The organism is Pseudomonas sp. B21-035 (genome assembly GCF_024748945.1).
Lineage (GTDB): Bacteria > Pseudomonadota > Gammaproteobacteria > Pseudomonadales > Pseudomonadaceae > Aquipseudomonas.
The window spans coordinates 1,327,427-1,349,414 of the sequence record NZ_CP087179.1; the positions used below are offsets into that span (position 1 = coordinate 1,327,427).

Genomic DNA, 21,988 nt, shown 5'->3' on the forward strand with positions numbered 1-21,988 from the left:
CTAATTCTCTCCTCAGGCGACGGCAGCGGTGCCCCTCCAGACAGGGCCGCTCGGTTTGGTTGTTCGGCTGCAGGCCAGGCTAGTAACCTGCAGCGCCGCCAAACCGCGCGGGATTCTATCAGCTTGTGCGGGCGCGCGTTATAACAGAGTCTTCAGTGTATAGAGCATTTCGATAGCTTGACGCGGCGTCATATTGTCCAGGTCCAGCTTTCCGAGCTTCTCGATGGCCGGATGCGGCAGGCTGGCAAACAGGTCGCTCTGGTGCGGTACCGCCGGTGCACCTTGCTGCAAGACAGGTGTTTCGTGGGGCAGGCTGGCGGTTTCCAGTCGGCCCAGGTGTTCGCGAGCACGCTGAATCACCGGCGACGGCACGCCGGCCAGCTGCGCCACTGCCAGGCCGTAGCTCTGGCTGGCGGGGCCGGGCAGCACGTGGTGCAGGAACACGATGCGTTCGTTGTGCTCGGTAGCGTTCAGGTGCACGTTGGCCACCAGCGGTTCGCTCTCCGGCAGCACCGTCAGCTCGAAGTAGTGGGTGGCGAACAGCGTGTAGGCGCGCAGCTGCGCCAGGCGCTCGGCGGCGGCCCAGGCCAGCGACAGGCCGTCGAAGGTACTGGTGCCGCGGCCGACTTCGTCCATCAGCACCAGGCTGCGCTCGGTGGCGTTGTGCAGGATGTTGGCGGTTTCGCTCATCTCGACCATGAAGGTCGAACGGCCACCGGCCAGGTCGTCGCTGGAGCCGATACGGGTGAAGATGCGATCCACCAGTGAAAGCTCGCAGGCCGCAGCCGGGACGAAGCTACCAATGTGCGCCATCAGCACGATCAATGCGGTCTGGCGCATGTAGGTGGATTTACCGCCCATGTTCGGACCGGTGATCACCAGCATCCGGGTGTTGTCATCCAGGGCCAGGTCGTTGGCCACGAACGGCGTGGTCAGCACTTGCTCGACCACCGGGTGACGACCCTGGGTGATGCGCATGCACGGCTCGTCGACGAACTGCGGGCAGTTCAGGTCCAGGTTCAGTGCGCGCTCGGCCAGGTTGCTCAGCACATCCAGCTCGGCCAGGGCCGCAGCGGTGTCCTGCAACGGCGCCAGGTGGCCGATCAGGTTCTCCAGCAGGGCATCGTAGAGCATCTTCTCGCGCGCCAGGGCGCGGCTCTTGGCCGACAACGCCTTGTCTTCGAAGGTTTTCAGCTCCGGGGTGATGAAGCGCTCGGCGCCCTTGAGGGTCTGGCGGCGGATGTAGTCAGCCGGTGCCTGCTCAGCCTGCTTGCTTGGCAGCTCGATGAAGTAGCCATGCACACGGTTGTAGCCGACCTTGAGGTTGGCCAGGCCCGTGCGGGCTTTCTCGCGGGCTTCCAGATCAATAAGGAACTGCCCGGCGTTCTCGCTCATCGCCAGCAGCTCGTCCAGCTCGCTGTCGTAGCCGGTCTTGAGCACGCCACCGTCGCGGATCACCGCTGGCGGGTTGTCGATGATGGCTTTTGCCAGCAGGTCGGCAAGCTCCGGGTAGGTCCCGGCAATGGCAGCCAGGCGCGCCAGGTGCGGCGCCTCAAGCTCGGCCATGGCGTTCTGCAGTTCCGGCAGGGCACCGAGGGCATCGCGCAGGCGTGCGAGGTCGCGTGGACGGGCGTTGCGCAGGCCGATACGGGCGAGGATACGCTCGATGTCGCCGATTTCCTTCAACTGCGGTTGCAGCTTCTCGAAGCGGTAACCGTCGAGCAGGCAGCGAATCGAGCCCTGACGTGCCTGCAGTACTTTCAGGTCGCGCAGCGGGCGGTTCAGCCAGCGGGTCAGCAGGCGGCTGCCCATCGCGGTCTGGCAGCGGTCGATCACCGATTGCAGGGTGTTGTCGCGGCCACCGGCCAGGTTCACATCCAGCTCAAGGTTGCGCCGGCTGGCGCCGTCGAGCACCACGGTGTCGTCCAGGCGTTCATGCTTGAGGCTGCGCAGGTGCGGCAGGGCGGTGCGCTGGGTTTCCTTGGCGTAGCCGAGCAGGCAGCCGGCGGCGCCGATGGCCAGGGTCAGCTTCTCGCAGCCAAAGCCCTTGAGGTCCTGGGTCGCGAACTGCTGGCAAAGGCTTTTGCGTGCCGAATCGCGGTCAAAATCCCACGGCGCACGGCGACGTGAGCCACGGCGTTTTTCCGCCGGCAGGCCTTGGGGCCAGTCGTCGGGGATCAGCAGCTCGACCGGGTTGATGCGCTCAAGCTCGGCCAGCAGGTTTTCCCAGCCCTTGATCTCGAGCACGCTGAAGTTGCCGCTGGTGATGTCCAGCACAGCCAGGCCGAACAGGCGCTCGTCGCCCAGCACAGCGGCGATCAGGTTGTCGCGGCGCTCGTCGAGCAGCGCTTCGTCACTGACCGTGCCCGGGGTAATGATGCGCACCACCTGGCGCTCGACCGGGCCCTTGCTGGTGGCCGGATCGCCGATCTGTTCGCAGATCACCACCGACTCGCCCAGCTTGACCAGCTTGGCCAGGTAGCCCTCGGCCGCATGGAAGGGGATACCGCACATGGGGATCGACTGGCCCGCCGACTGCCCGCGGGCGGTCAGGGTGATGTCCAGGAGTTTGGCAGCCTTCTTCGCGTCTTCGTAGAAGATCTCGTAAAAGTCGCCCATGCGGTAGAACATCAGCTGGTCCGGGTGCTGGTTTTTCAGCTTCCAGTACTGCTGCATCATCGGGGTGTGTGCGGAAAGATCGCTCATTGCAAAAACTTGGCTCGCAGTGTCGTTGTAGACCAAAGGCAAGCGGGCAATGGTACAGGGATTTTGCCCGGGCTGCCGAGGGCAAACGGCCGGGCGCGACCATTTGTCCGTGCATATCCGTGCATATCAGGGTTTGCGTTCTAATGAAGGTCGCGGCATTATGCATTTTATGCAAAAACGCAACGTAGCATCCGTCCTCAGAGCACTGCTCGATCGTCACGGTCTCTCCCCCACGGAGCTGCACCGTCGTACCGGCGTGCCGCAATCCACCCTGTCGCGCATTCTCAGCGAGAAGATCGTCGATCCCTCTGACAAACACGTGTCGAAGATCGCCGAGTACTTCGGCGTGAGCACCGACCAGTTGCGCGGCCGCGTCGAGCTCGGTGAAAGCCGCGAAGCCGTGCCTGGGCGCAGCCACGCTGAGTTGAACGACATCAGCCTGTGGGATGACGACACCCCCGTCGAGGACGACGAGGTGTCCATTCCATTTCTTCGCGAGGTCGAATTGGCAGCAGGATCAGGAAGATTCGTCATCGAAGAAAGCGAGAAGGCCAGCCTGCGCTTTGGCAAGCGCAGCCTGCGCCACAACGGTGTGCAGTTTGACCAGGCCAAGTGCGTGACGGTACGCGGCAACAGCATGTTGCCGGTACTGCGTGACGGCGCCACGGTGGGCGTCAACGCCGGTAAAAGCGGCATCGGTGACATCGTCGACGGCGACCTGTATGCCATCAATCACAACGGCCAGCTGCGGGTCAAGCAGCTCTACCGCCTGCCTACCGGTATTCGCCTGCGCAGCTTCAACCGCGACGAACACCCGGATGAAGACTACAGCTTCCAGCAGATGCAGGAAGAGCAGATCAGCATCCTTGGGCATGTGTTCTGGTGGGGCATGTACGCCCGCTGAGTAGTCCGCATCCTCAGAAAACCCGCTTCGGCGGGTTTTTTTTCGCCTGCAGAAAAGTGGTCCAGCCCAGGTAGGGCAAGGCCTACATGCGCAGGTGCATTTTCTCGTGCATAAATATTTCCACAAATGCATTGACTGCGTATGCATCAATGCATAACCTTTGTCTCAAGCCGGTCGACACCGGTAGTGACAAAGGCAGCGATGAACAGGCCTGAACTGTTCAGAGGGTTGGCAACTGGCCCGGGTGTGCAGCGTAAAGCACCACAAGCAGTTATCCGGCGGGCAGGTGGCCGCGGCCGGAGGAACAATTTGAAGCGGAGTCGCCCAGGGCACCAGTCGTGGCGGGCGGTTCGACAACGCATTACTGAAAAGCCTGGGGAGGCCGGGCTTTTTGGAATGCCGAGCGATCGGTTCTACAACAAACGCCGCCGGCAAGCTGCCGAGCGGAATTACCAAGGAGATAGGACAGTGACAAGCGAGCAACAGACGTTACTGGAAATGCCGATCTGGCTGGTGATCGTCCTGGCCTTGCTGGGCGGCCTTTCCGGAGAGATGTGGCGCGCGGACAAGGCCGGCGCCCGGGGCTGGGCGCTTTTTCGGCGCCTTTTATTGCGCTCGGGGGCCTGCATGGTCTGCGGTGTGTCCACCGTAATGCTGCTGTACGCCAGCGGCATGTCGATCTGGAGCGCCAGCGCTTTTGGTTGCCTTACCGCCATGGCCGGCGCCGATGTCGCCATCGGGCTTTATGAACGCTGGGCTGCTAAGCGTCTGGGGGTTGAGGCGCAATCGCCGAACATGGATAGCCCTGGCAACAAGGAGTGAGGTGATGAAGCAGGTTTTTACTGCTGCGGACATCTGCGTCATTGACGACGCTGTAACGATTGATGAGCAGCGCCAGATCAGCAACCAGCTAAATAGCGCGATCTGGCGATACGGCTGGCCAATCAACGATGCGCCGTTCGCCCGGCCATGCTGGCATGCCTTTATTGCAGGCCGACAGCGGGTCGAGCGGCATGACTCGGAACATGAGCTGGCCAGTCATCCGCAATGGGGCTTTCTTTCGGCATTCTGGAAGAAGGTGAAACACGCACATATGCCAGAAGCCACACTGCTTGGTGTGTATGCCAATGGCCAGACCTTTGGTCAGGACTCACCGATCCATCGCGACAACAAGGCCAGTGAAAAGGGCCTGACCGTAGTGATGTTCTGCAACGAGCATTGGGCGACGTCCTGGGGGGGCGAGTTGGTGTTCTACGACCACCAGAAGGAAAACGTCATCAAGGCAGTCTTACCCAAGCCTGGAAGGATTGTCATTTTCAACGGCCATGTGCCCCACAGCGCAAGATCGCCTTCGGTCAATTGTGATCGCTTACGGATGACATTGGCGTTCAAGACAATCGTGTAAGGAGTAACAATAATGACAGGAAAAGTTGAAATCATCGTCGGCCTGGTCGACAAGGCGGATAGAGGCGTCGCAGGCGTAAACGCCACCACGTCGCTGATCGATCAATACAACACCGATAAAAGCGGCTTTGCCCTGGTCAACCAGAACGCCCAGACCGGTGTCGCTGCGGTTGCTGCGGTAACATCCATTGTGCAACTGACAAAAGGCCTGGTGCCGTTCGTCAACCTTTCAACCAATGCACTTGCCGGGACGATGGTGTTCCTCAAGATTACTGCGCAGTACAAAGACAATCAGACCTTTGACACAGGTGATGTCGTAAGCCTTGTCGGTAATGTTGCGGGCGTCGCAGCAGGCTTTACCTTGCTGGTGGCGGGGCCTGCAGCAGCGGGCGTATTCGCGGCAGTGGGCGTAGTGGCAACCGTGTACGGAATTGCGTCTTCGAATACACTGAACAACCTGTTCAACTCCACGGTTCTGCCAATCTGGAACCAGTACTTCAAAGCCACCCCAGATGCGCTTTATCCGGAGCGCTGGATTGCACCTAACCTGACGTTGGTGTCGCTCGCAGACATTATTGCCCTGCATGGTAATCGTATTGCGGTAAGCCATTGGGACCCCGCCACCAATGCCGTAACAATCTCCAGTGTTTTGCGCGATGATGCTGAGACAGCGGGTGCCGGCCACGGAGGAGGTATTATTTATGGAGGTGGCGCTGTATCGCCTCCTGTGACTATTCCGATACCAGATTATCCGATTGGCACGATCGATATCTCCATCGAGTCCATAAACGGTGTGTCGACCCAGGATAACTACGGTTGTTGTTCGGGTAGCCAGGACGGCTACTACTGACTTGTGGTGTGCTAGTGTTGCCCCCAAAACGGCCCATTGTTCGCAAAGGAATCGCATGCCTTCGGTGTTCTCTCAGATCAGATCGTTGCCACCCAAGTCACAGATCAAGATTTACTGCGTGCTGGTAGTCGTCACGTCGTTGTTTGCAGTTTTATCCATGCGCAGCATTCAGGGCTATACCAAGCCAAATCCTCTCCAAATGCATGGCATCGAAGGCCGGCTGACGGGGTGGTCCGAGGCGTGGAGCTATGATCAATCGCTGATGCGCATGGGGGTAAGGTTCAGACTGCCGGGTGAACGCGAAGACCAGCGGCGAACTGTGTATGTGCCTAAAGATGTTTTGCAATCCTCGCAACTGTCTGAAAAGGCGAATGTATCGTTGCTGGTCGAGCGCATGCCCAAGGACGTGATTGTTCGTGAAATGCACTCGCTCGATGGTCAGTTGCTGTTTGATGACGGCCTGCTCAAGCAGGTTGTCTTGGTTAGCGATGAGCGCGCGCAACGCGGGCTGGTAGTTTCTGTGCTGATGGCTGTGTTGAGTCTGCTGGCGGCTGGGGTGACCTGGTGGCGACACTTGAGAACCCCGTCGGATCACGCGACTACCCACTAGTCCCTTATCCAATGCACCTGCTTTCAACAGGTGCCTCGTGCCGCAGATCAAGGCACAACTCCCTCAAACCGACCGAGCGATGGCGCACGGATTTCGTGTGCCCGACGATATTGTTGTCGAGGAGCGCAGGTGAACGAACTAACAACGTTGCACGAGGCGATTACCGCGACTATCAAGGTCGCTATGCCTCAACTTGAAACCGTTGCAGCCTATACCGTAGCGGACCAGAACACGGCGCTTCCTGCGCTGTATCACGCGATAACCAGCTTTAAGCCCGCAGCAGATCCAGGTGACGGTCGCTGTTGCATCCAGGCAAGTTTCGAAGCACACATACTGGTTGAATCCAGTGCTGCGTCGGCACCGCTGTTGGTGACTGCCTTGGCAACGCAATTGACCATTTTGTTGCGCCAGCAGTTCTGGCAGGTGGACTTTGTCGAAGCCGCCAAAAATGTCCAGGCTTCAGTGCTCCAACCGGCAGCGGGCTCCAATTCATCAATCAGTTGGCGAGTGCAATGGGAGCAGGCCCTGTACCTGGGCGCCGAGCAATGGCCATGGCCCGTTGAACCGGGCCCGCTGGCGTTTGCCTTCAGCCCCGACACCGGGCCGGGCTTCGAGGGCGGCTACCAGTCGCCGGAGGACCTGCAATGAGCTATGCCAGCGCCATGCATGACCGCATGCTCGCCGGCCTGGTGATTCCTTGCCGGGTGGTCGCCGTTGACCTTGCCGCTGCCCGGGTTCGGGTGTCCGACGGCGCTGGCTGGACCAGCGCCTGGTTGCGCTGGCACAGCCAGGCCGCCGGCAAGGCCCGCCACTGGCGTGCGCCAAGCCTTAACGAGCAAGGAGTACTGATCAGCCCGAGCGGCGAGCCGGCGCAAGGTACGTTCGTGCCTGGCCTGTATGGCAACGCCGGGGCACCAGCGGACAACCGCGAGCATGTCGAGGTCTGGCGTTTCGACGATGGTGGCTCACTGGTCTATGACTGGCAGGCCCGCAGCTACAGCATCGAACTGCCCAGCGGTACCGTCAGCATCAAGGTCGGCGGCAGCTCGGCTGTGGTCACCGACCAGGCCATCACCGGCAATGCCGCGAGCATCACCCTGACCGGCGAGGTGCAGATCAACGGACCCCTGCGGGTAACCGGCGACATCCTCGGCGGTGGCAAGATCATCGACACCGGCGGCAACACCGCCAATCACAAACACTAAAAAACCAGCCCGCCCACTGCGGGCTTTTTTACGTCTGGAGAACATCAATGATCGGCATGGATCGCCGGAGCGGCCAACCGTTGTCCGGCATTGCACATTTACGCCAGTCCATCGAAGACATCCTCACCACGCCACTGGGCAGCCGGCGCATGCGCCCGGAGTACGGCAGCAAGCTACGCCGCTTCGTCGATTTGCCGGTCAACGAAGGCTGGAAGAGCGCAGTGCAGGCGGAGGTGGCTCGCGCACTAGGCCGTTGGGAGCCACGCCTGAAGCTTGAACGGGTCAGGGTCACGGCGGTGGTGGGCGGGCAGATCACGCTGCAGTTGACCGGGGTCTACCTGGCGCAACCGACCAGCCTGGAGGTGGTCGCATGATTTGCGTGAGTTTTCGGCATATCAGCAAAGTCTGATCGAGTTCTTCAAACATTGTACTGAAAATTGGGCTTGGGCCCTTGGCAACGCTAACTACTAACTATTTAACTCTGTGAGAATACTATGCAAAAAGAATTTTTGACCGTCAGCTATAACGGCACGAACTATGTTGGCTACAGCTACGAGAGCCTGCCGCTTGGTGCTGCTTTGATTGCGGCACAAGACCAGGTTGAGCAGACCGCAGATCTTTCACGCTCGATACTTGTCGGAAACCCGTTGCGTATGCTCGAGTTTCAACTTGCTGAACGCGAGGCAAAGGCTTTCGTGGCGGCTAACTTTGAAGGGGAAACTCCGCTGTCTGTAAAGGCATTGGCCGAGGCTGCCGAGGTATCTGCGCAAGTCGCCACAGAGGCTATCCTGACTAATGTACAAGCGTTGGAGACGGTGATTCATACCATTCGTACCGCCCGTTTGAAAAGCCGGCACGAAATTCCTAAAGCGACCAGTCATGCAATGGCAGAAGTTCTCGCCGACACTGCAATTGACGCCATTCGCGCGAGTATTGTTGGCGTCACAATAGACTGACCGCCTGCAGTTTTCCTGAGCGCCCCGAACTTCGGGGCGTTTTCGTTTCTGCAGCACGCCGGAGGTGACGGCATGAGTAGTGTGGATCTTTCGGCGCTGCCCGCGCCGCAGGTTCTGGAAGACCTCGATTTCGAGGCGCTGTTCCAGGCTGACCTGGCGACCTTCCGGTTGCACATGGGCGACAACTGGGACGCTACAGTCGAAAGCGACCCGGTGAACAAACTGCTGGAAGTCGGCGCCTATCGCAAGCTGCTCAACCGCGCACGGGTCAACGATGCCGCCAAGGCGCTGATGCTGGCCTATGCGCAGGGCGCCGACCTTGATCAACTGGCGGCCAATGTACAGCTGCAGCGCCTGGTGGTGCAGGCACCCGACGCCAGCAGCGTGCCGCCAACGCCGCAAGTGCTTGAAGAAGACGACGCCCTGCGCGAGCGGGTGCAGCTGGTCTATGAGGGGCTGACCACTGCGGGCCCGCGCAACAGTTACATCCTGCATGCCCGCAACGCTTCCGGGCTGGTGGTCGATGCCACTGCCCAAAGCCCGTTGCCGGCCCAGGTGGTGGTGACGGTGCTGGCGCTCGAAGGCGATGGCAGTGCCCCGGCTGCGCTGTTGGACACCGTGCGGCTCAAGCTCAATGACGATGACGTGCGCCCGGTGGGTGACCGCCTGACGGTTCAGGGCGCACAAATTCTGCGTTACCGCATCGATGCCGTGGTGCACATGAGCGGCAACGGCCCGGAGATCGAAGCAACGCTTGCCGAGTGCAAACGCCGCCTGCAAGCCTGGATCAACCCGCGCCGGCGTCTGGGTGTCGAAGTGGCCCGCTCGGGCGTGGACGCCCAGTTGCACATCAACGGCGTCAGCCGGGTCGACCTGAACGACTGGACCGACATCCGCCCGACCCAGGCGCAAGCGGCCTGGTGCGAAGGGATCACCGTGACGCGGGGGAGCTGACATGGACAGTCTGCTGCCGCTCAACAGCACCGATCTCGAACAGGCCATCGAGGCTGCCGGGTTTGAAACCACCGACGTCCCCCTGCGCACGCTGTACAACCCCGACACCTGCCCGGCGCACCTGCTGCATCAGCTGGCTTGGGCCTGGTCGGTGGACCGCTGGGATGAAACCTGGCCGGAGGCAATCAAGCGCTCGGTGATCCGCTCGGCGTTCTACGTGCATGCCCATAAAGGCACCATTGGTGCGCTGCGCCGGGTAGTGGAGCCGCTGGGTTACCTGATCGAAGTGCAGGAGTGGTGGCAGACGGTACCGCAAGGTGTGCCGGGCACTTTTGCGCTGCAGGTCGGGGTACTGGAGAACGGAATCTCCGAACAAATGTACCTGGAGCTGACCCGCCTGATCGATGACGCCAAGCCGGTCAGTCGCCACCTGACGGGGCTGGCGATCACGCTCGCCAGCAGTGGCTATCTGCGCCTGGGAATAAGCCTTTCTGAAGGCGATGAAATCGACATTTATCCGCCGACCTCTCACGACATTGAAGTCAGCGGCAGCTATGGCCTTGTGGGCCGTGAACAGCAAATTGAAACCCTGGACGTGTACTCATGACTGACCAGACAAGCCAGTTCTTCGCCATCCTCACGGCGGTGGGCGAGGCCAAACAGGCCAATGCTAACGCCTTGGGCGTGCCGTGGAGCTTTGCACAAATGGGGGTTGGCGATGCCAACCTGACCGACCCGATCCCGTCGAGGGATCAGAAAAAACTCATCAACGAACGCCGAAGGGCGCCGCTCAACCAGGTCAAAGTTGACCCGGACAACGCCAGTATCATCATCGCCGAGCAAGTGATACCGCCGGATGTGGGTGGCTGGTGGATTCGGGAAATCGGCCTGTATGACGCCGATGGTGACCTGGTTGCGGTGGCCAACTGTGCACCAAGCTTTAAGCCATTGCTCAGTCAAGGAACCGGCAAGACTCAGGTGGTACGGCTCAACATCATCGTGACCAGTACGGCTAATGTGCAGCTCAAGATAGATCCAGCAGTTGTATTGGCGACCCGAGAGTATGTTGATTCGGCGATATTGAATGTATTACCTTTAGATAAAGTTGCAGGTACGTATTCGAAAGTCAGAATTAACGCTCGTGGCGTCGTGCAACAGGGTTTCAATCCTACGACATTGGCTGGGTATGGGATCACTGACAGTTTTTCCAGTTCTATTTTTTGTGCTGATTACAACGATATTACAAATACGGGTCTTTACCATCTTGGACGGGGTGCTACCTCAAATAGTCCCCCGAATTTCTCGGGTTCGGCAGCCTTTCATCATAAATATGACGAATATAGCTTCACGCTAGCATATAACTTAGGTACTGACTTACTAGCATTCCGGCGCAAGGATCCTGAAGGTTTTGGAACGTGGCGAAATCTCTGGCACTCAGGAAATTTTGATCCTGCTTCCAAGGCCGATAAGGCCACAGATTTAGCCGGCTACGGGATAAATGTAGCCAACCAGGCCGAGGCCGAAGCTGGTGCCGATACTGCCAAACCCATGACTGCCCTTCGAGTATTTCAGGCCATCGCAAAGGTTGTGAGGCAGGCAACCGAAACTGTACCAGGATGGCTGAAGATTGGCACACAGGGCCAAGTCGATACGGGTACGGGTGATGATGTGGCGGTGACGCCCAAAAAGATGCGTCTTGGGTTCCATTTTTACCCGTCTGGAGTTGGTTATGTCGTTTTTCCCACTTGGCTAGGTGGACTCATTCTGCAATGGCAGTCAGGTCCAATTGGCAACGGGGTCGACACAATCCATAACTTCGTCATCCCCTATCCCAATGGGCCGCTCGCTGTGTTTGCCACCTGTGGCTACACGCCAGGTAGTGGAGTGCTCAACTACCACGCTGCGGCAATTATCAACAAGTCGCAGTTTATGATCCGGTCCAGTGCCGGGTCGTTTGCTGGTAGCTGGATCTTTTCAGTGGGGTGCTAATGAAGTACGCAACGTTTAATGAAGATGGCTCGCTGCAGTACCGCCTCATTGAGGGCGTGCACGATATCCCTGCGCATGCGGTAAAGGTGGCGGATGAACTGTGGTTCCGCCTTGTCAACGAGCAGGATTGTATCTGGCGACTTAGGGCTAACGGCTCTATTGAGAAAGAGCCGCTTCCCGAGGTGGTAACGGACTACGCAAAAGTAGAACGGGCTTGGCGTGATGTTGAGCTGCAGGCAACTGAATGGCTGACGACTCGTCACCGTGATGAGCAAGGTATAGGGCGATCCACGACGCTCACCAGTGAACAGTACGGCGAAGTGCTTGCCTACCGCCAGAAGCTGCGCGATTGGCCGCAAACCAGCAATTTCCCCGAATCATCCAAACGTCCCAGCGCCCCTATCTGGCTTACCACCCAAACCCAATAAAGCCCCGCACCGCCGGGGCTTTTTCCTACCCGCAACAAACCCTCTGAAGGCCCCGCACCGCGGGCCTTCGCATTTCTGGAGACTTACCCATGAGTGGATTCTTCCACGGCGTTACCGTAACCAACGTCGACACCGGCGCACGTTCCATCGCGCTGCCTTCTTCCTCGATCATCGGCCTGGTCGATACCTTCACCGAAGGCCCGACTGCAACCGCCAAGGCCAACGACCTGGTACTGATCACCAGCGAGCGTGAAGCCATTGCCGCCTTCGGCGCCGACTCGGCTATCACCCGCGCCTGCCAGGCGATCTACAGCCGCGCCAAGGCGGTGATCGTCGCCTGCGGTGTGGCCAAGCTCGAAGAAGAGGCTGCGCAGACTTCGGCGATCATCGGCGGCGTGCTGGCTGACGGCAAACGCACCGGCCTGCAAGCACTGCTGGACGGCAAGAGCCGGTTCAACACCCAGCCCCGCCTGCTGGTGACGCCAAAGCACAGCTCGACCCTGGCAGTGGGTACCGCGCTGGTGGCCCTGGCCGACAAGCTGCGCGGCCTGGCCATTATCGATGGCCCGAACACCACCGACGAGGCAGCCATCGCCTACGCCGAGAACTTCGGCGCCAAGCGTGCCTACCTGGTCGACCCGGGCGTGCAGTACTGGGACACCGGCAAAAGCGCCACCCTCGATGCGCCAGCGTCGGCCTGGGTTGCTGGCCTGTTTGCCTGGACCGACAGCGAGTATGGCTTCTGGGCCTCGCCATCGAACAAGGAGTTCGTCGGCATCACCGGCACCAGCCGCTCGATCGAGTACCTGGATGGCGACGCCACCTGCCGCGCCAACCTGCTCAACAACGCCAACATCACCACCGTGATCCGCGATGACGGCTTCCGTCTGTGGGGCAACCGTACCCTGAGCAGCGACCCGAAGTGGGCCTTCGTCACCCGCGTGCGGACCATGGACATCGTCATGGACGCGATCCTCTATGGCCACAAGTGGGCGGTCGATCGCTCGATCACCGCGACCTACGTCAAGGACGTGACCGAAGGCCTGCAGGCGTTCATGCGTGATCTGAAAGCCCAGGGCGCAATCATCAATTTCGAAGTGTTCGCCGATCCCGAGCTGAACACTGCCAGCCAGCTGGAGCAGGGCAAGGTCTACTGGAACATCCGTTTCACCGATGTGCCGCCCGCCGAGAACCCGAATTTCCGTGTCGAGGTCACCAACCAGTGGTTGACCGAAGTCCTCGACCAAGCCGTTTAAGGAGCAATAACCATGGCAATGATTCCCGAAACCCTGGCAAACCTGAACCTGTTCGTCGATGGCGTCAGCTTTCAAGGCGACGTCCCCAGCCTGACCCTGCCCAAGCTCACCCTGAAGATGGAGGAGCACCGTGCCGGCGGCATGGACATGGCGATCGAAATCGACCAGGGCATGGAAAAACAGGAGGCAGGCTTCGTCACCACCGGCGTGCGCCGTGAGTCGCTGAAGTTCTTCGGCCTGGCCGACGGCTCGGCCTTCAACGGCACTTTCCGTGGTGCCTTCAAGGGCCTCAAGGGCAAGGTCACTCCGGTCATCGTCACCCTGCGCGGCGCGCTCAAAGAAGTCGACATGGGCGACTGGAAGCCGGGCGACAAGGCCGAGATCAAGCACAACGTGGCCGTGACCTACTACAAGCTCGAAGTCGACGGCCGCCTGGTCTACGAAATCGATCCGCTGGGCATGAAGCGCGTCATCAACGGCGTCGACCAGCTCGCCGCCCAACGTTCGGCCCTGGGCCTGTAAGGAGGCGACATGACTCAAACCGCGAAAATGCCGAGCTGGCTGAATGTCAGTGCCGAACGCGTCGTCGTTCAACTGAGCAAAGCCAGTGAGGCCAATGGCATGCAGGTCGACAGCCTGTCACTGCGTGCACCGACCGTGCGCGACATCCGCACCGCCCAGTCGGCGGCCAGTGGCGATGACGAGCAGCGTGAGCTGAACCTCTTTGCCTCGCTGGCCGAGGTCGGGGTCAAGGACCTCGAGGGCCTGTCGCTCAAGGACTATGGCCGCCTGCAGGCGGGCTATTTTCGTCTGGTGCAAGACGACGAGCTTTGATCCCGGGCTGCAGAAAGCGGCGGCAAAACGGCTCGCCAAAGAGCTGAATTTTAGCGCCGGCGAAATCATGACCATGTCGTTCAACGACATGGTCTGGTGGCTCACGGATTGAGCAGATAGCCCATGCAAAGGGGGATCAGATGGCGAGCAAACTGGCGTTTGAGCTGGTAATAGGTGCCGCCGTCAACCCGACGGTAGGTACCGTTTTAAACGCGGTCGAAGACCGTATCAAAGACCTTGAGCAACGCGGCCGCAACGCCTCGCTGCTCAAGGGCGCTATTGGCGAGGCCATAAAGCTGCGTCAGCAATGGAAGCAGGCCCGCGACAGCGGTTCGGCGTCAGCTGCAGAGTTGCGGCGCAAGCTGGAGCGAAACCTCGACAGTTTGCGGGCCCAGGGCGTACAGGTCGGCAAACTGGGCAAGGAGTACCAGCGGCTGGGGCGCACTGCCAGGAGCGCCGAGTTGCAAGCCAGGGGGCACCAACAATTGGCCGAGGGCAAGGAAAGCCTGAAGTCAAATGTTGACCGCGCCACCACTGTCGTTCGCGCGGTGGCGATACCGACCAAGATCAGCGCGGATTTTCAATCGATCGTGCGCGATATCGCGATCAAGGCCGGGGTGGCTGGCAAACCGCAGGAAGCGCAGCTGGCCCGCACTTTCATCCAGACTTCGCAAACCACCGGCATGGCCCGCAACGACGTTGCCAACCTGGTCAAAAGCCTGGTGGACAATGGCATGCAAGCGGACAAGGCGCAGGCCTATGCACCGCTTGCGGCCAAGTTCGCTGTCGGTCAGGGCGTGAGTGGCGCGGATACTGCAGCGATTATCACTGCATTGCAAAACAACGCTCGGATCACCGACCCCAAGATTATGGAGCAGGCGCTGCAGGTCCTTGCGGTGCAAAGCAAGGCCGGCGGCTTTGAAGTCGCCGACATGGCCAAGTCCTTTGCACCTTTGCTGGGGCAAATGGGCACCTTGGGGAGTACCGGTCTGGCTGCCGTCAGCCAGGTGGGGGCGATGTTGCAGGTTCAACGCAGCGCGACCGGTAATTCGGATGACGCTGCAGGAAATCTCAATAGCTGGATGTCAGGCATCTACTCCCAGGACACGGTATCGGCCTACGCCGACGCCGGCATTGATTATCAGGGAGCGATGAACACCAGGCTGCAGAAGGGCATGTCGGCGCTGGAGTCGAGCTTTGACCTGGCCCGGCGGTACCTCGAAAGGACCAACCCGGAAAAGGCCAGAAAGATGGCTGCGGCCACTGAACAGATCAGCAAGGAGGCTGATCCGCAGGCTGCCAGGACCCTGCTCAACGCCCTGGAGCAAAGTTTGCGTACCGGCGATTCCTTTACCGATGCACAAACCAGTGCTGCGTTGATGGCCTTTACCCAGAACCAGGCATTGTACAAGCAGATACGTGATGCCAAGCCCAAGGAAGGCGAAGGGCTTGACCATGATCTGCAAATGCGTCGGCAAACCTCGACGGTGATCTGGAACGAAGCATTCGGCGCACTCGATGATTCGCTGCGCAGCATCGGCGATGCCATCCGGCCGCTCACCGATACGACGGCCAAGGTCATCACTTCCGTTGCCCAGGCCTTCACCACGCTGACAGACAAGTCGCAATCGCTGGTGCTGGGTATCGCCCTTGTCGGTGGTGCCGTGTCGGTGCTGCTCACGGCGTTGAGCGCGGTCAAGATTGGCCGGGGCGCGCTGAACATCGGTCGTGGTGTACTCAACGCAGGTGGGGCAGGAGGCCGTCCGCTCGAGGGTGGCCAAGGCAAGGCATCGGGATTGATGAAGATCGGTCTCAAGGTGCTGGGCGTAGAGACGCCGAACAATGCCCAAGGCGTTTTGGTTGTCAACGAGCCGCTGAACGTGTTCGTGGTCAATGCCGGTGACTTTCTCGGTGGTTCAGGAGGGCAGGGAGGCCGTCGCGGTCACCGTGCGCCGCGTGACCAGAAACGATCTGGGAGGAGGACCGGAAACAGGGTCAGCCTTGCAGGGTATTCGGGGCCACCCGCGCCGATACCCCTCAAGGGTTTCACTTCTCGGGGCGGTACTGCGAGCATGTTCGGGGCGGTGAGCAAGGCCGCTCCCCTGGCCAGGCGCTTGCCGGGCGGGTCTGTTATCGACGCTGGCTTGAGGATTGTTGACACGTATCGCAATGCGCGCACGACCGCACAGAAGGCCAGGGGTTATGGCAGCGCTGCCGGCGGCTTTGGCGGTGCACTGGCCGGCGCCGCTGCGGGTGCAGCCCTGGGCTCGGTGGTACCTGTACTGGGGACTGCCGTGGGTGGGGCAATTGGCGCAATGCTCGGAGGTATGGGCGGCGAAGACCTCGGTGGCTGGCTGGGCAAGCGCCTGTTCGGCGCCGGCGAAAAGCCTGTTCAGGTAGCTGGGAGCGATACCAAAGAGGCATCGGCTGTCACTGTACCGGGTGAGGTCGTGCGTTCGCTGGCGGAGCCGTCATCTGCAGCACAAACACTGCCCAGCCTCGCCAGTTCTACTGTGCAGATTCCGGCGCCGGCACCGCAGATCAATCAGCAGTTCACCTTCTCGCCGAACATGCCGATCACCGTCCAGGGCGGATTGAGCGATCCCGCCCAGCTCGCCATGAACGTCGAGGCCATTGTCCGGCGGCAGTTTGATGAACTGATCCGTCAATCCACCAGTCGTCAGCTGTACGACGTTCCTCATGTTGCTTAAGGAGGTGCCATGACCTACATGGACCAGTTGCAATCCGGGCTAGGTGCTTTGGTGGCAGCGGGCGAAGCAGGGCGGCGCAGCGCGGACGGAATGCTGGCGCCGGTCAAGGAGGCCGCCGCCGAGTTCGTCGGTGCCGCCGCCGAGCTCGAGGCGCTGCCCTTTGTCGGGCCCGCCATTGGTGCCAAGCTGCAGCGCAGCTTGCGCGCGATCAACAAGGCCCAGGCCACTGTCGACCAGGCGCTGGCAAAATACGACCGGGCCGTGGCGGTGGTGGCGCAGGTGCGTGACGGCGTCGCCACGGTGAAGACCCAGATTGGCCGGGTCAGCGCCGCGATCAACCGGGTGGCGGGCAAGATCAGCCCGTCACTTGCCAATATCCTGCCGACCAGCAGCTTCGCCCCCGAAGCGACGCCGGCGGCAGAGGCGGTCAAGCCGTTCCCGCATTTGCTGATTGTGCAACCACTCAAGCCCGAATCACCCGCTTACTACTTCAACCTCGACACCGCCGCGTTCGATGAACTGCGCAGGCAGACGAGCTTCCGTTGGGCCGGGCAGGAGCGTCTGACGCGCAGCACCGCCCAGCAGGCAGTGGGCCTGGGTGACGAGAAAATCAGCATCAAAGGGGCGATCTTCCCAGGCTTCAAGGGCGGGCTTGGCCAGTTGCAGGCGCTGCGCAGTATCGGCCGGCAATTGCAGCCGCTAACCCTCACCAGCGGTTACGGCGAGGTCCTGGGCACCTGGTGCCTGACCGGCGTCGATGAAGACCAGAGCAATCTGCTTGCTGGCGGCATTCCGCGAAAACAAGGTTTCTCACTGGAGTTTGTGAGCTATGGCGACGACCTGCAGAACCGCTGAAGGCGATGTGCTCGACACCTTGTGCCAGCACTACTATGGCCACCTGAACGGCACAGTCGAGGCCGTGCTGGGCGCCAACCAGGGCCTGGCCGAGCAGCCCCAGCCATTTCGTGCCGGGGTACAGATCCTGCTGCCGGCGTTACCCGCGGCGAGCGACGCTACGGTGCAGCTGTGGGATTGACGCTCGTCGACAACCGTTCTCACCAGACCCCGCCGCGTGCGGGGTCATTCATTTCTGGAGCCTGAACCATGCAGCCAGTGTTTCGTCTTGTTGCCGATGGCAAGGACATCACCGAACTGATCAACGACCGCTTGCTGTCCTTGCGGACCTCGGACAAGCCCGGAATGGAATCCGACGAGTTTGAGCTGCGCATCGACGACCGCGATGGTGCGGTGACGTTGCCGGCACGGGGGCGATGATCGAGGTGCACCTGGGTTATGCCGGCCAGGTACTGACGCGCCTGGGGCGCTACACCGTGGATGAAATCGAGCTGTCCGGCCCCCCAGACAGCATCGTCATCCGCGGCAAGGCCAGCGACATGCGCGGTACCGGCAAAAGCATTCGCAGCGGTAGCTGGGAGGACGTGCCGCTGCAGCAGATCGTGCGTGACATTGCCGCGCGCAATGGCTGGCAGCCGGTTTGCCCGGTGAGCACGCGGCTGCCCAGGGTTGACCAGCTCAACGAATCGGATTTCAACTTCATCACCCGCCTGGCCAGGCAATACGACTGCACGGCCAAGATCGGCGACGGCAAGTTGCTGGTGCTGTCGCGTCAGGCCGGGCACAGCGCCAGCGGGCAGGCCCTGGGCGTGGTGACCATCAACCGTCGCGATGTCAGTCGCTGGCAGATTCGCCTAGCGGACAAGGGCACGCACAAGGCTGTGCAAACCCGTCACCAGGATCCCAAAAGCGGCGAGCTGAAGACTGTCGAGCTGGCTAACGATGCCTCGCCCGCTGGGCTGCAGCCGGTGCACAGCGACCGTCATGTTTACCCCAACAAGGCTGCTGCCGAGCAGGCTGCCAAGGCACGCCTGGCAGCGTTCAACCGCAGCACTGCCAGTGTGCGCCTGGAAATGGCCGGGCGCACCGACCTGTTTGCCGAGCGCCTGATCCTCACCCAGGGTTTCAAGGACGGGCTGGATGGTGAGTACCTGATCGAGTCGGTCGAACACACCTTCAGCTCCAGTGGCTGGGCGACGTCGGTCGACTGCAACGGCGGCAATAAAGGCAAAGCCAAGGCCAGGGGCAAGCAGGCCAAAAGCCGGCCAGGGCTGCGCACGGTCCAGTTGCAGCCCCTTTGAACCCCAAGGATGAGGAACCCCATATGACCCTGGAGCAACTTGCTGCCGTGTTCCCCAACGCCCGCCTGAATGCGGGCGTTTTTCTACCTGCACTGAACCTGGCCATGGCCCGCTGGGACATCGACACCCCACGGCGCCAGGCGGCTTTTCTCGCCCAGGTCGGCCATGAGTCCGGCCAGTTGCGCTACGTCAAAGAGCTGGGCAACGACCGTTACCTGGCGCGCTACGACACCGGCACCCTGGCCCTGCGCCTGGGCAATAGTCCCGAGGCCGATGGCGACGGCCAGCTGTACTGCGGCCGCGGCCTGATCCAGGTCACCGGGCGCAACAATTACCGGGCCTGCAGCATGGCCCTGTTTGGCGATGAGCGTTTGCTCAAGCAACCGCAACTGCTCGAACAGCCACAATGGGCAGCCGAGTCGGCGGCCTGGTTCTGGCACTCGCGCGGCCTCAACCAGCTGGCTGACCGCGGCGAGTTCAACCGTATCACCCGGCATATCAATGGCGGGCTCAACGGCCTGGAAGATCGCCTGCGGCTCTGGGCGCGGGCCCGAGAGGTGCTGTGTTGAGCCGCCTGCAGCTTGGGGCGTGGCTGCTATTGACGCTGCTGGCCTGTGCGCTGAGTTGGCAAGTCCAGAGTTGGCGCATGGGCCGGCAGTTGGCGGAGCAAGCGGCGCAGCACGAGCGCGAGTGGCAAGCCCAGGCTGAATCCGCTGCCGCGCAACTGGTCGCCGAGCGCCTGCAACGCCAGGGGCTGGCGCAGCGCCTGGCGGTCAGCGAGCAACACCATTATCAGGAGCTACTCGATGCTCAACAGACTCAGGCACGCCTGCGTGATCGCCTGGCTACTGCTGATGTGCGGCTGTCGGTCCTGGTCGAGCGCGACGCCTCCGGTTGCGCCGGCCTGCCTGCCGCCCCCGGCACCGGCAGCGTGGATCATGACCCCGTACGCGCCCGACTTGAGCCGGCGCATGCGCAACGAATTATCGCCATCACCGACGACGGTGACCGCGGACTGATCGCCTTGCGCGCGTGCCAGGCGTACGTGCGCGGGCTGGTGCGCTGAGCGCACATTTATTTAATTACGTTTTAACGAAAAGGACTTTGTAATGGGTGAAAAAAATATTGTTGTCGATCGTGGGATCCCGCCCGGCAACAGCGATAGCGGTGCCGGTAGTGGTGGGATGCTCGGCGGCTTCTGGGGCAGTGGCAACATCAGCTCGGTGGTCGGCTCGGTGTCGGTATCGATCGATGGCGTCACCAGAACCGGCGGTCCGGCGTTCAGTGGCGCGATGGTGTTCAACTCCACCGTCGTCGAATCGGTGTTGTCCGGGAATGGCTGGCCCAGTATCGATGCCTACTACGATGTTGGCGTCGGGGTCTGGGGCATTCTTCCCTATCAGATCCTCGAGGTGCGCGACGAGATTCGCGGCAGCTTCGTGGTCAAGGAGAGGAACCTGCCGGCTACGCTCGACGCCGAGCAAAAAGCCGCTGAAGCCGCTGCTGGCAGTGACGCTGCCCTGAGCCAGGCGCAAAAACTCGAACGCTCCATCGGGGTGGTGAAGGCGATGATGGCCAAGCGCGATGAGCTGATCAAGTTCAACCGCCTGCGCCTGTCCACCTCGCCGGGCAGCGAGCTGCTCGAGCGCAACATCGACAGGATGGTCGCCGAGCTGAAAACCCTCGACGACGACCACATTCCGCCGGCCATCGACCAGGTAATGGACGTGCTCAGCGCAGGTCTGAGCCTGCATGTCGACCTCAGTGCCAATGCCATGCTGCAGGAAAAGCTCGACAAGCTGCAGGCGCAAGCGCGCGAGGCGGCGGAGCAGGAGGCTTACAAAAGTGCGTTGGCCTTTGCCAGTGATGTCGGCAAGGAGGTCTCCAGCCGCTTCGGCACACAGATGGGCAAGGCTGCGGAACAACTGAAGGAAGGCATTTCTGGCAAGACGGTGAAAAGTTACGACCAAGCCATGCAGGCGTTTGAAAAGCTCACGCGCAACCCGGGCTTCAAAATGAACCAGAAGGACACTGCTGCCATTGCCCAGGCCCTCAACGCCCTGGATGTGGCAACCTACGCCGACAACTTCCAGCGCCTGGGCAAAGCCTTTGGGGTTACCGGCAAGATGGTCCAGGCGACGACCCTGGCGCAGAAGGCGGCGAGCGGCTTCAGCAGCGGTGAATGGAAGCCGTTTTTGCTCGAGCTTGAAAGCATCGCCGTGGGCACACTGGTGGGCGCTGGCGCCGGTGCCCTGCTGGGGGCAGGCCTGGCACTGGTGCTGGCACCCGGTTTGGCCGCCGGTGCAGGTATCATTGCCACCGGAGTGATTCTGGCTGCGGTTTCGTCTTACATCGATGCGCAGGCCATGGAGTCGTTCAACCAGCTGGTGCTCGATACCGTAGCACCCTGACGAGCAAAACAGAGGGCGGGTGAAAGGATGAACGTGGCGAAAGGACGCGAGCAGCAGGGGGCTTACCTGCATATTCCCTACGTGCTCATTGCTGTCAGCCTGCTGCCGATCGTCCTGCTCGCCTGGCAGGTTCCTGCCCAGGCCCAGGAGGGGGGCTACTTTGAGCTCGAACGCTTTCTCGACGGTTGCCTGCTGGGCCGGGTGGGGGGCTGGTCGTCGCTGTTCCCGCTGACGGCCAAGGCCATCGGCAACTACATTGCCGTGGCTGCGCCGGTTTTCTCCGTGTGGATCACGGTCTGCATCATGAGACGATCGCGGCTGCAGCCCGAGGCCCCGCCCCGGGTTTCAATCGCAAAATATGCCTTGATCGCTTTGGGCTGTGTGCTGCTGGATGCTTTTCTGGTCTACCAGAACTATTTTACCTACACCGATTTTGCCACCCACTCGCGCAAATTTCGCTTTTTCGGGCAGAGCGTGGTGTTGTTTCCGTTTGTCGCGATGTTGTCACTGCTGGCGTTCTACGTGATGACATTTTTCAGTTACAACCTGCTGTTTCGCTTCCCCCGTGAAGTATTGGCGCGGCGCAAGCAACTGCACTGAACAAGGAGCTTGGC

The 21,988-nt window shown here is 60.9% G+C and carries 24 protein-coding genes and 1 pseudogene; 24 read left to right on the plus strand and 1 reads right to left on the minus strand.

Annotation, left to right across the window (positions count from 1 at the left end; genetic code table 11):
• Positions 1-138 precede the first annotated feature (138 nt).
• Positions 139-2,706 carry a DNA mismatch repair protein MutS gene (gene mutS / locus LOY22_RS06000; protein ID WP_176794341.1) on the minus strand — a complete coding sequence of 856 codons (2,568 nt, stop codon included), beginning with the start codon at positions 2,704-2,706 and terminating at the stop codon, positions 139-141.
• A gap of 160 nt (positions 2,707-2,866) precedes the next feature.
• Between mutS and LOY22_RS06005 the strand changes: the two genes are divergently transcribed.
• The 24 genes and pseudogenes from LOY22_RS06005 (at position 2,867) to LOY22_RS06120 (ending at position 21,974) form a co-directional block, all read left to right on the plus strand.
• Positions 2,867-3,610: an XRE family transcriptional regulator gene (locus LOY22_RS06005; protein ID WP_093386635.1), complete on the plus strand. Its 744-nt coding sequence runs from the start codon at positions 2,867-2,869 to the stop codon at positions 3,608-3,610.
• A 468-nt stretch (positions 3,611-4,078) separates the two neighbouring features.
• Entirely contained in the window at positions 4,079-4,432 is a 354-nt protein-coding gene (locus tag LOY22_RS06010) for a phage holin family protein (RefSeq protein ID WP_093386630.1), read from the plus strand.
• Between the two features lie 4 nt (positions 4,433-4,436).
• Positions 4,437-5,015, plus strand: coding sequence for a 2OG-Fe(II) oxygenase (locus tag LOY22_RS06015; protein ID WP_176794294.1), 579 nt, complete (start codon positions 4,437-4,439; stop codon positions 5,013-5,015).
• A gap of 12 nt (positions 5,016-5,027) precedes the next feature.
• A complete protein-coding gene (locus tag LOY22_RS06020) occupies positions 5,028-5,864 on the plus strand; it encodes a hypothetical protein (protein WP_176794293.1) in 837 nt (278 codons plus the stop codon).
• 55 nt (positions 5,865-5,919) lie between these two features.
• Positions 5,920-6,474: a hypothetical protein gene (locus LOY22_RS06025; protein WP_258596822.1), complete on the plus strand. Its 555-nt coding sequence runs from the start codon at positions 5,920-5,922 to the stop codon at positions 6,472-6,474.
• A 129-nt stretch (positions 6,475-6,603) separates the two neighbouring features.
• Entirely contained in the window at positions 6,604-7,122 is a 519-nt protein-coding gene (locus tag LOY22_RS06030; protein WP_258596824.1) for a hypothetical protein, read from the plus strand.
• Positions 7,119-7,679 (plus strand): phage baseplate assembly protein V, encoded by a 561-nt coding sequence (locus tag LOY22_RS06035; protein WP_258596826.1) that lies wholly within the window; start codon positions 7,119-7,121, stop codon positions 7,677-7,679. Before LOY22_RS06030 ends, LOY22_RS06035 begins: the two co-directional genes overlap by 4 nt.
• Before the next feature lie 47 nt (positions 7,680-7,726).
• Entirely contained in the window at positions 7,727-8,053 is a 327-nt protein-coding gene (locus LOY22_RS06040) for a GPW/gp25 family protein (RefSeq protein WP_093386612.1), read from the plus strand.
• Between the two features lie 120 nt (positions 8,054-8,173).
• On the plus strand, positions 8,174-8,635 hold the full coding sequence (locus LOY22_RS06045; protein ID WP_258596828.1) for a hypothetical protein: 462 nt from the start codon (positions 8,174-8,176) through the stop codon (positions 8,633-8,635).
• Between the two features lie 72 nt (positions 8,636-8,707).
• Positions 8,708-9,589, plus strand: coding sequence for a baseplate J/gp47 family protein (locus LOY22_RS06050; RefSeq protein WP_045193587.1), 882 nt, complete (start codon positions 8,708-8,710; stop codon positions 9,587-9,589).
• 1 nt (position 9,590) lies between these two features.
• Positions 9,591-10,196 (plus strand): phage tail protein I, encoded by a 606-nt coding sequence (locus tag LOY22_RS06055; RefSeq protein WP_258596830.1) that lies wholly within the window; start codon positions 9,591-9,593, stop codon positions 10,194-10,196.
• Positions 10,193-11,578, plus strand: coding sequence for a phage tail protein (locus LOY22_RS06060; RefSeq protein ID WP_258596832.1), 1,386 nt, complete (start codon positions 10,193-10,195; stop codon positions 11,576-11,578). Before LOY22_RS06055 ends, LOY22_RS06060 begins: the two co-directional genes overlap by 4 nt.
• Complete coding sequence (locus LOY22_RS06065) at positions 11,578-12,006, plus strand: phage tail assembly chaperone (protein WP_258596834.1); 429 nt, start codon at positions 11,578-11,580, stop codon at positions 12,004-12,006. Before LOY22_RS06060 ends, LOY22_RS06065 begins: the two co-directional genes overlap by 1 nt.
• An 89-nt stretch (positions 12,007-12,095) precedes the next feature.
• Positions 12,096-13,262, plus strand: a complete 1,167-nt coding sequence (locus LOY22_RS06070) for a phage tail sheath family protein (protein WP_258596836.1) — start codon at positions 12,096-12,098, stop codon at positions 13,260-13,262.
• A 12-nt stretch (positions 13,263-13,274) separates the two neighbouring features.
• Positions 13,275-13,784, plus strand: a complete 510-nt coding sequence (locus tag LOY22_RS06075; RefSeq protein ID WP_045193582.1) for a phage major tail tube protein — start codon at positions 13,275-13,277, stop codon at positions 13,782-13,784.
• A 9-nt stretch (positions 13,785-13,793) separates the two neighbouring features.
• On the plus strand, positions 13,794-14,096 hold the full coding sequence (locus LOY22_RS06080; RefSeq protein ID WP_045193580.1) for a phage tail assembly protein: 303 nt from the start codon (positions 13,794-13,796) through the stop codon (positions 14,094-14,096).
• 140 nt (positions 14,097-14,236) lie between these two features.
• Positions 14,237-16,807, plus strand: a complete 2,571-nt coding sequence (locus LOY22_RS06085; RefSeq protein WP_258596838.1) for a phage tail tape measure protein — start codon at positions 14,237-14,239, stop codon at positions 16,805-16,807.
• 9 nt (positions 16,808-16,816) lie between these two features.
• Positions 16,817-17,662, plus strand: coding sequence for a phage tail protein (locus LOY22_RS06090; RefSeq protein ID WP_045193576.1), 846 nt, complete (start codon positions 16,817-16,819; stop codon positions 17,660-17,662).
• Complete coding sequence (locus tag LOY22_RS06095) at positions 17,637-17,843, plus strand: tail protein X (protein ID WP_093386571.1); 207 nt, start codon at positions 17,637-17,639, stop codon at positions 17,841-17,843. Before LOY22_RS06090 ends, LOY22_RS06095 begins: the two co-directional genes overlap by 26 nt.
• 68 nt (positions 17,844-17,911) lie before the next feature.
• Positions 17,912-18,963, plus strand: a pseudogene (locus LOY22_RS06100) (phage late control D family protein).
• A 23-nt stretch (positions 18,964-18,986) separates the two neighbouring features.
• Positions 18,987-19,532: a glycoside hydrolase family 19 protein gene (locus LOY22_RS06105; RefSeq protein ID WP_045193573.1), complete on the plus strand. Its 546-nt coding sequence runs from the start codon at positions 18,987-18,989 to the stop codon at positions 19,530-19,532.
• Entirely contained in the window at positions 19,529-20,029 is a 501-nt protein-coding gene (locus LOY22_RS06110) for a lysis system i-spanin subunit Rz (protein WP_093386562.1), read from the plus strand. The genes LOY22_RS06105 and LOY22_RS06110 overlap by 4 nt, the downstream gene beginning before the upstream one ends.
• 43 nt (positions 20,030-20,072) lie before the next feature.
• Positions 20,073-21,374, plus strand: coding sequence for a colicin-like pore-forming protein (locus tag LOY22_RS06115; protein WP_045193571.1), 1,302 nt, complete (start codon positions 20,073-20,075; stop codon positions 21,372-21,374).
• A gap of 27 nt (positions 21,375-21,401) precedes the next feature.
• A complete protein-coding gene (locus tag LOY22_RS06120; protein WP_093386557.1) occupies positions 21,402-21,974 on the plus strand; it encodes a hypothetical protein in 573 nt (190 codons plus the stop codon).
• Positions 21,975-21,988: the final 14 nt, after the last annotated feature.

Excerpts from the sequence above, each read along its gene's own strand:
- mutS (WP_176794341.1), bottom strand. The coding sequence starts at position 2,706 with ATGAGCGATCTTTCCGCACACACCCCGATGATGCAGCAGTACTGGAAG.
- LOY22_RS06005 (WP_093386635.1), top strand. The coding sequence starts at position 2,867 with ATGCATTTTATGCAAAAACGCAACGTAGCATCCGTCCTCAGAGCACTG.
- LOY22_RS06015 (WP_176794294.1), top strand. The coding sequence starts at position 4,437 with ATGAAGCAGGTTTTTACTGCTGCGGACATCTGCGTCATTGACGACGCT.
- LOY22_RS06020 (WP_176794293.1), top strand. The coding sequence starts at position 5,028 with ATGACAGGAAAAGTTGAAATCATCGTCGGCCTGGTCGACAAGGCGGAT.
- LOY22_RS06025 (WP_258596822.1), top strand. The coding sequence starts at position 5,920 with ATGCCTTCGGTGTTCTCTCAGATCAGATCGTTGCCACCCAAGTCACAG.
- LOY22_RS06035 (WP_258596826.1), top strand. The coding sequence starts at position 7,119 with ATGAGCTATGCCAGCGCCATGCATGACCGCATGCTCGCCGGCCTGGTG.
- LOY22_RS06040 (WP_093386612.1), top strand. The coding sequence starts at position 7,727 with ATGATCGGCATGGATCGCCGGAGCGGCCAACCGTTGTCCGGCATTGCA.
- LOY22_RS06045 (WP_258596828.1), top strand. The coding sequence starts at position 8,174 with ATGCAAAAAGAATTTTTGACCGTCAGCTATAACGGCACGAACTATGTT.
- LOY22_RS06050 (WP_045193587.1), top strand. The coding sequence starts at position 8,708 with ATGAGTAGTGTGGATCTTTCGGCGCTGCCCGCGCCGCAGGTTCTGGAA.
- LOY22_RS06055 (WP_258596830.1), top strand. The coding sequence starts at position 9,591 with ATGGACAGTCTGCTGCCGCTCAACAGCACCGATCTCGAACAGGCCATC.
- LOY22_RS06060 (WP_258596832.1), top strand. The coding sequence starts at position 10,193 with ATGACTGACCAGACAAGCCAGTTCTTCGCCATCCTCACGGCGGTGGGC.
- LOY22_RS06065 (WP_258596834.1), top strand. The coding sequence starts at position 11,578 with ATGAAGTACGCAACGTTTAATGAAGATGGCTCGCTGCAGTACCGCCTC.
- LOY22_RS06070 (WP_258596836.1), top strand. The coding sequence starts at position 12,096 with ATGAGTGGATTCTTCCACGGCGTTACCGTAACCAACGTCGACACCGGC.
- LOY22_RS06075 (WP_045193582.1), top strand. The coding sequence starts at position 13,275 with ATGGCAATGATTCCCGAAACCCTGGCAAACCTGAACCTGTTCGTCGAT.
- LOY22_RS06080 (WP_045193580.1), top strand. The coding sequence starts at position 13,794 with ATGACTCAAACCGCGAAAATGCCGAGCTGGCTGAATGTCAGTGCCGAA.
- LOY22_RS06085 (WP_258596838.1), top strand. The coding sequence starts at position 14,237 with ATGGCGAGCAAACTGGCGTTTGAGCTGGTAATAGGTGCCGCCGTCAAC.
- LOY22_RS06090 (WP_045193576.1), top strand. The coding sequence starts at position 16,817 with ATGACCTACATGGACCAGTTGCAATCCGGGCTAGGTGCTTTGGTGGCA.
- LOY22_RS06095 (WP_093386571.1), top strand. The coding sequence starts at position 17,637 with ATGGCGACGACCTGCAGAACCGCTGAAGGCGATGTGCTCGACACCTTG.
- LOY22_RS06105 (WP_045193573.1), top strand. The coding sequence starts at position 18,987 with ATGACCCTGGAGCAACTTGCTGCCGTGTTCCCCAACGCCCGCCTGAAT.
- LOY22_RS06115 (WP_045193571.1), top strand. The coding sequence starts at position 20,073 with ATGGGTGAAAAAAATATTGTTGTCGATCGTGGGATCCCGCCCGGCAAC.
- LOY22_RS06120 (WP_093386557.1), top strand. The coding sequence starts at position 21,402 with ATGAACGTGGCGAAAGGACGCGAGCAGCAGGGGGCTTACCTGCATATT.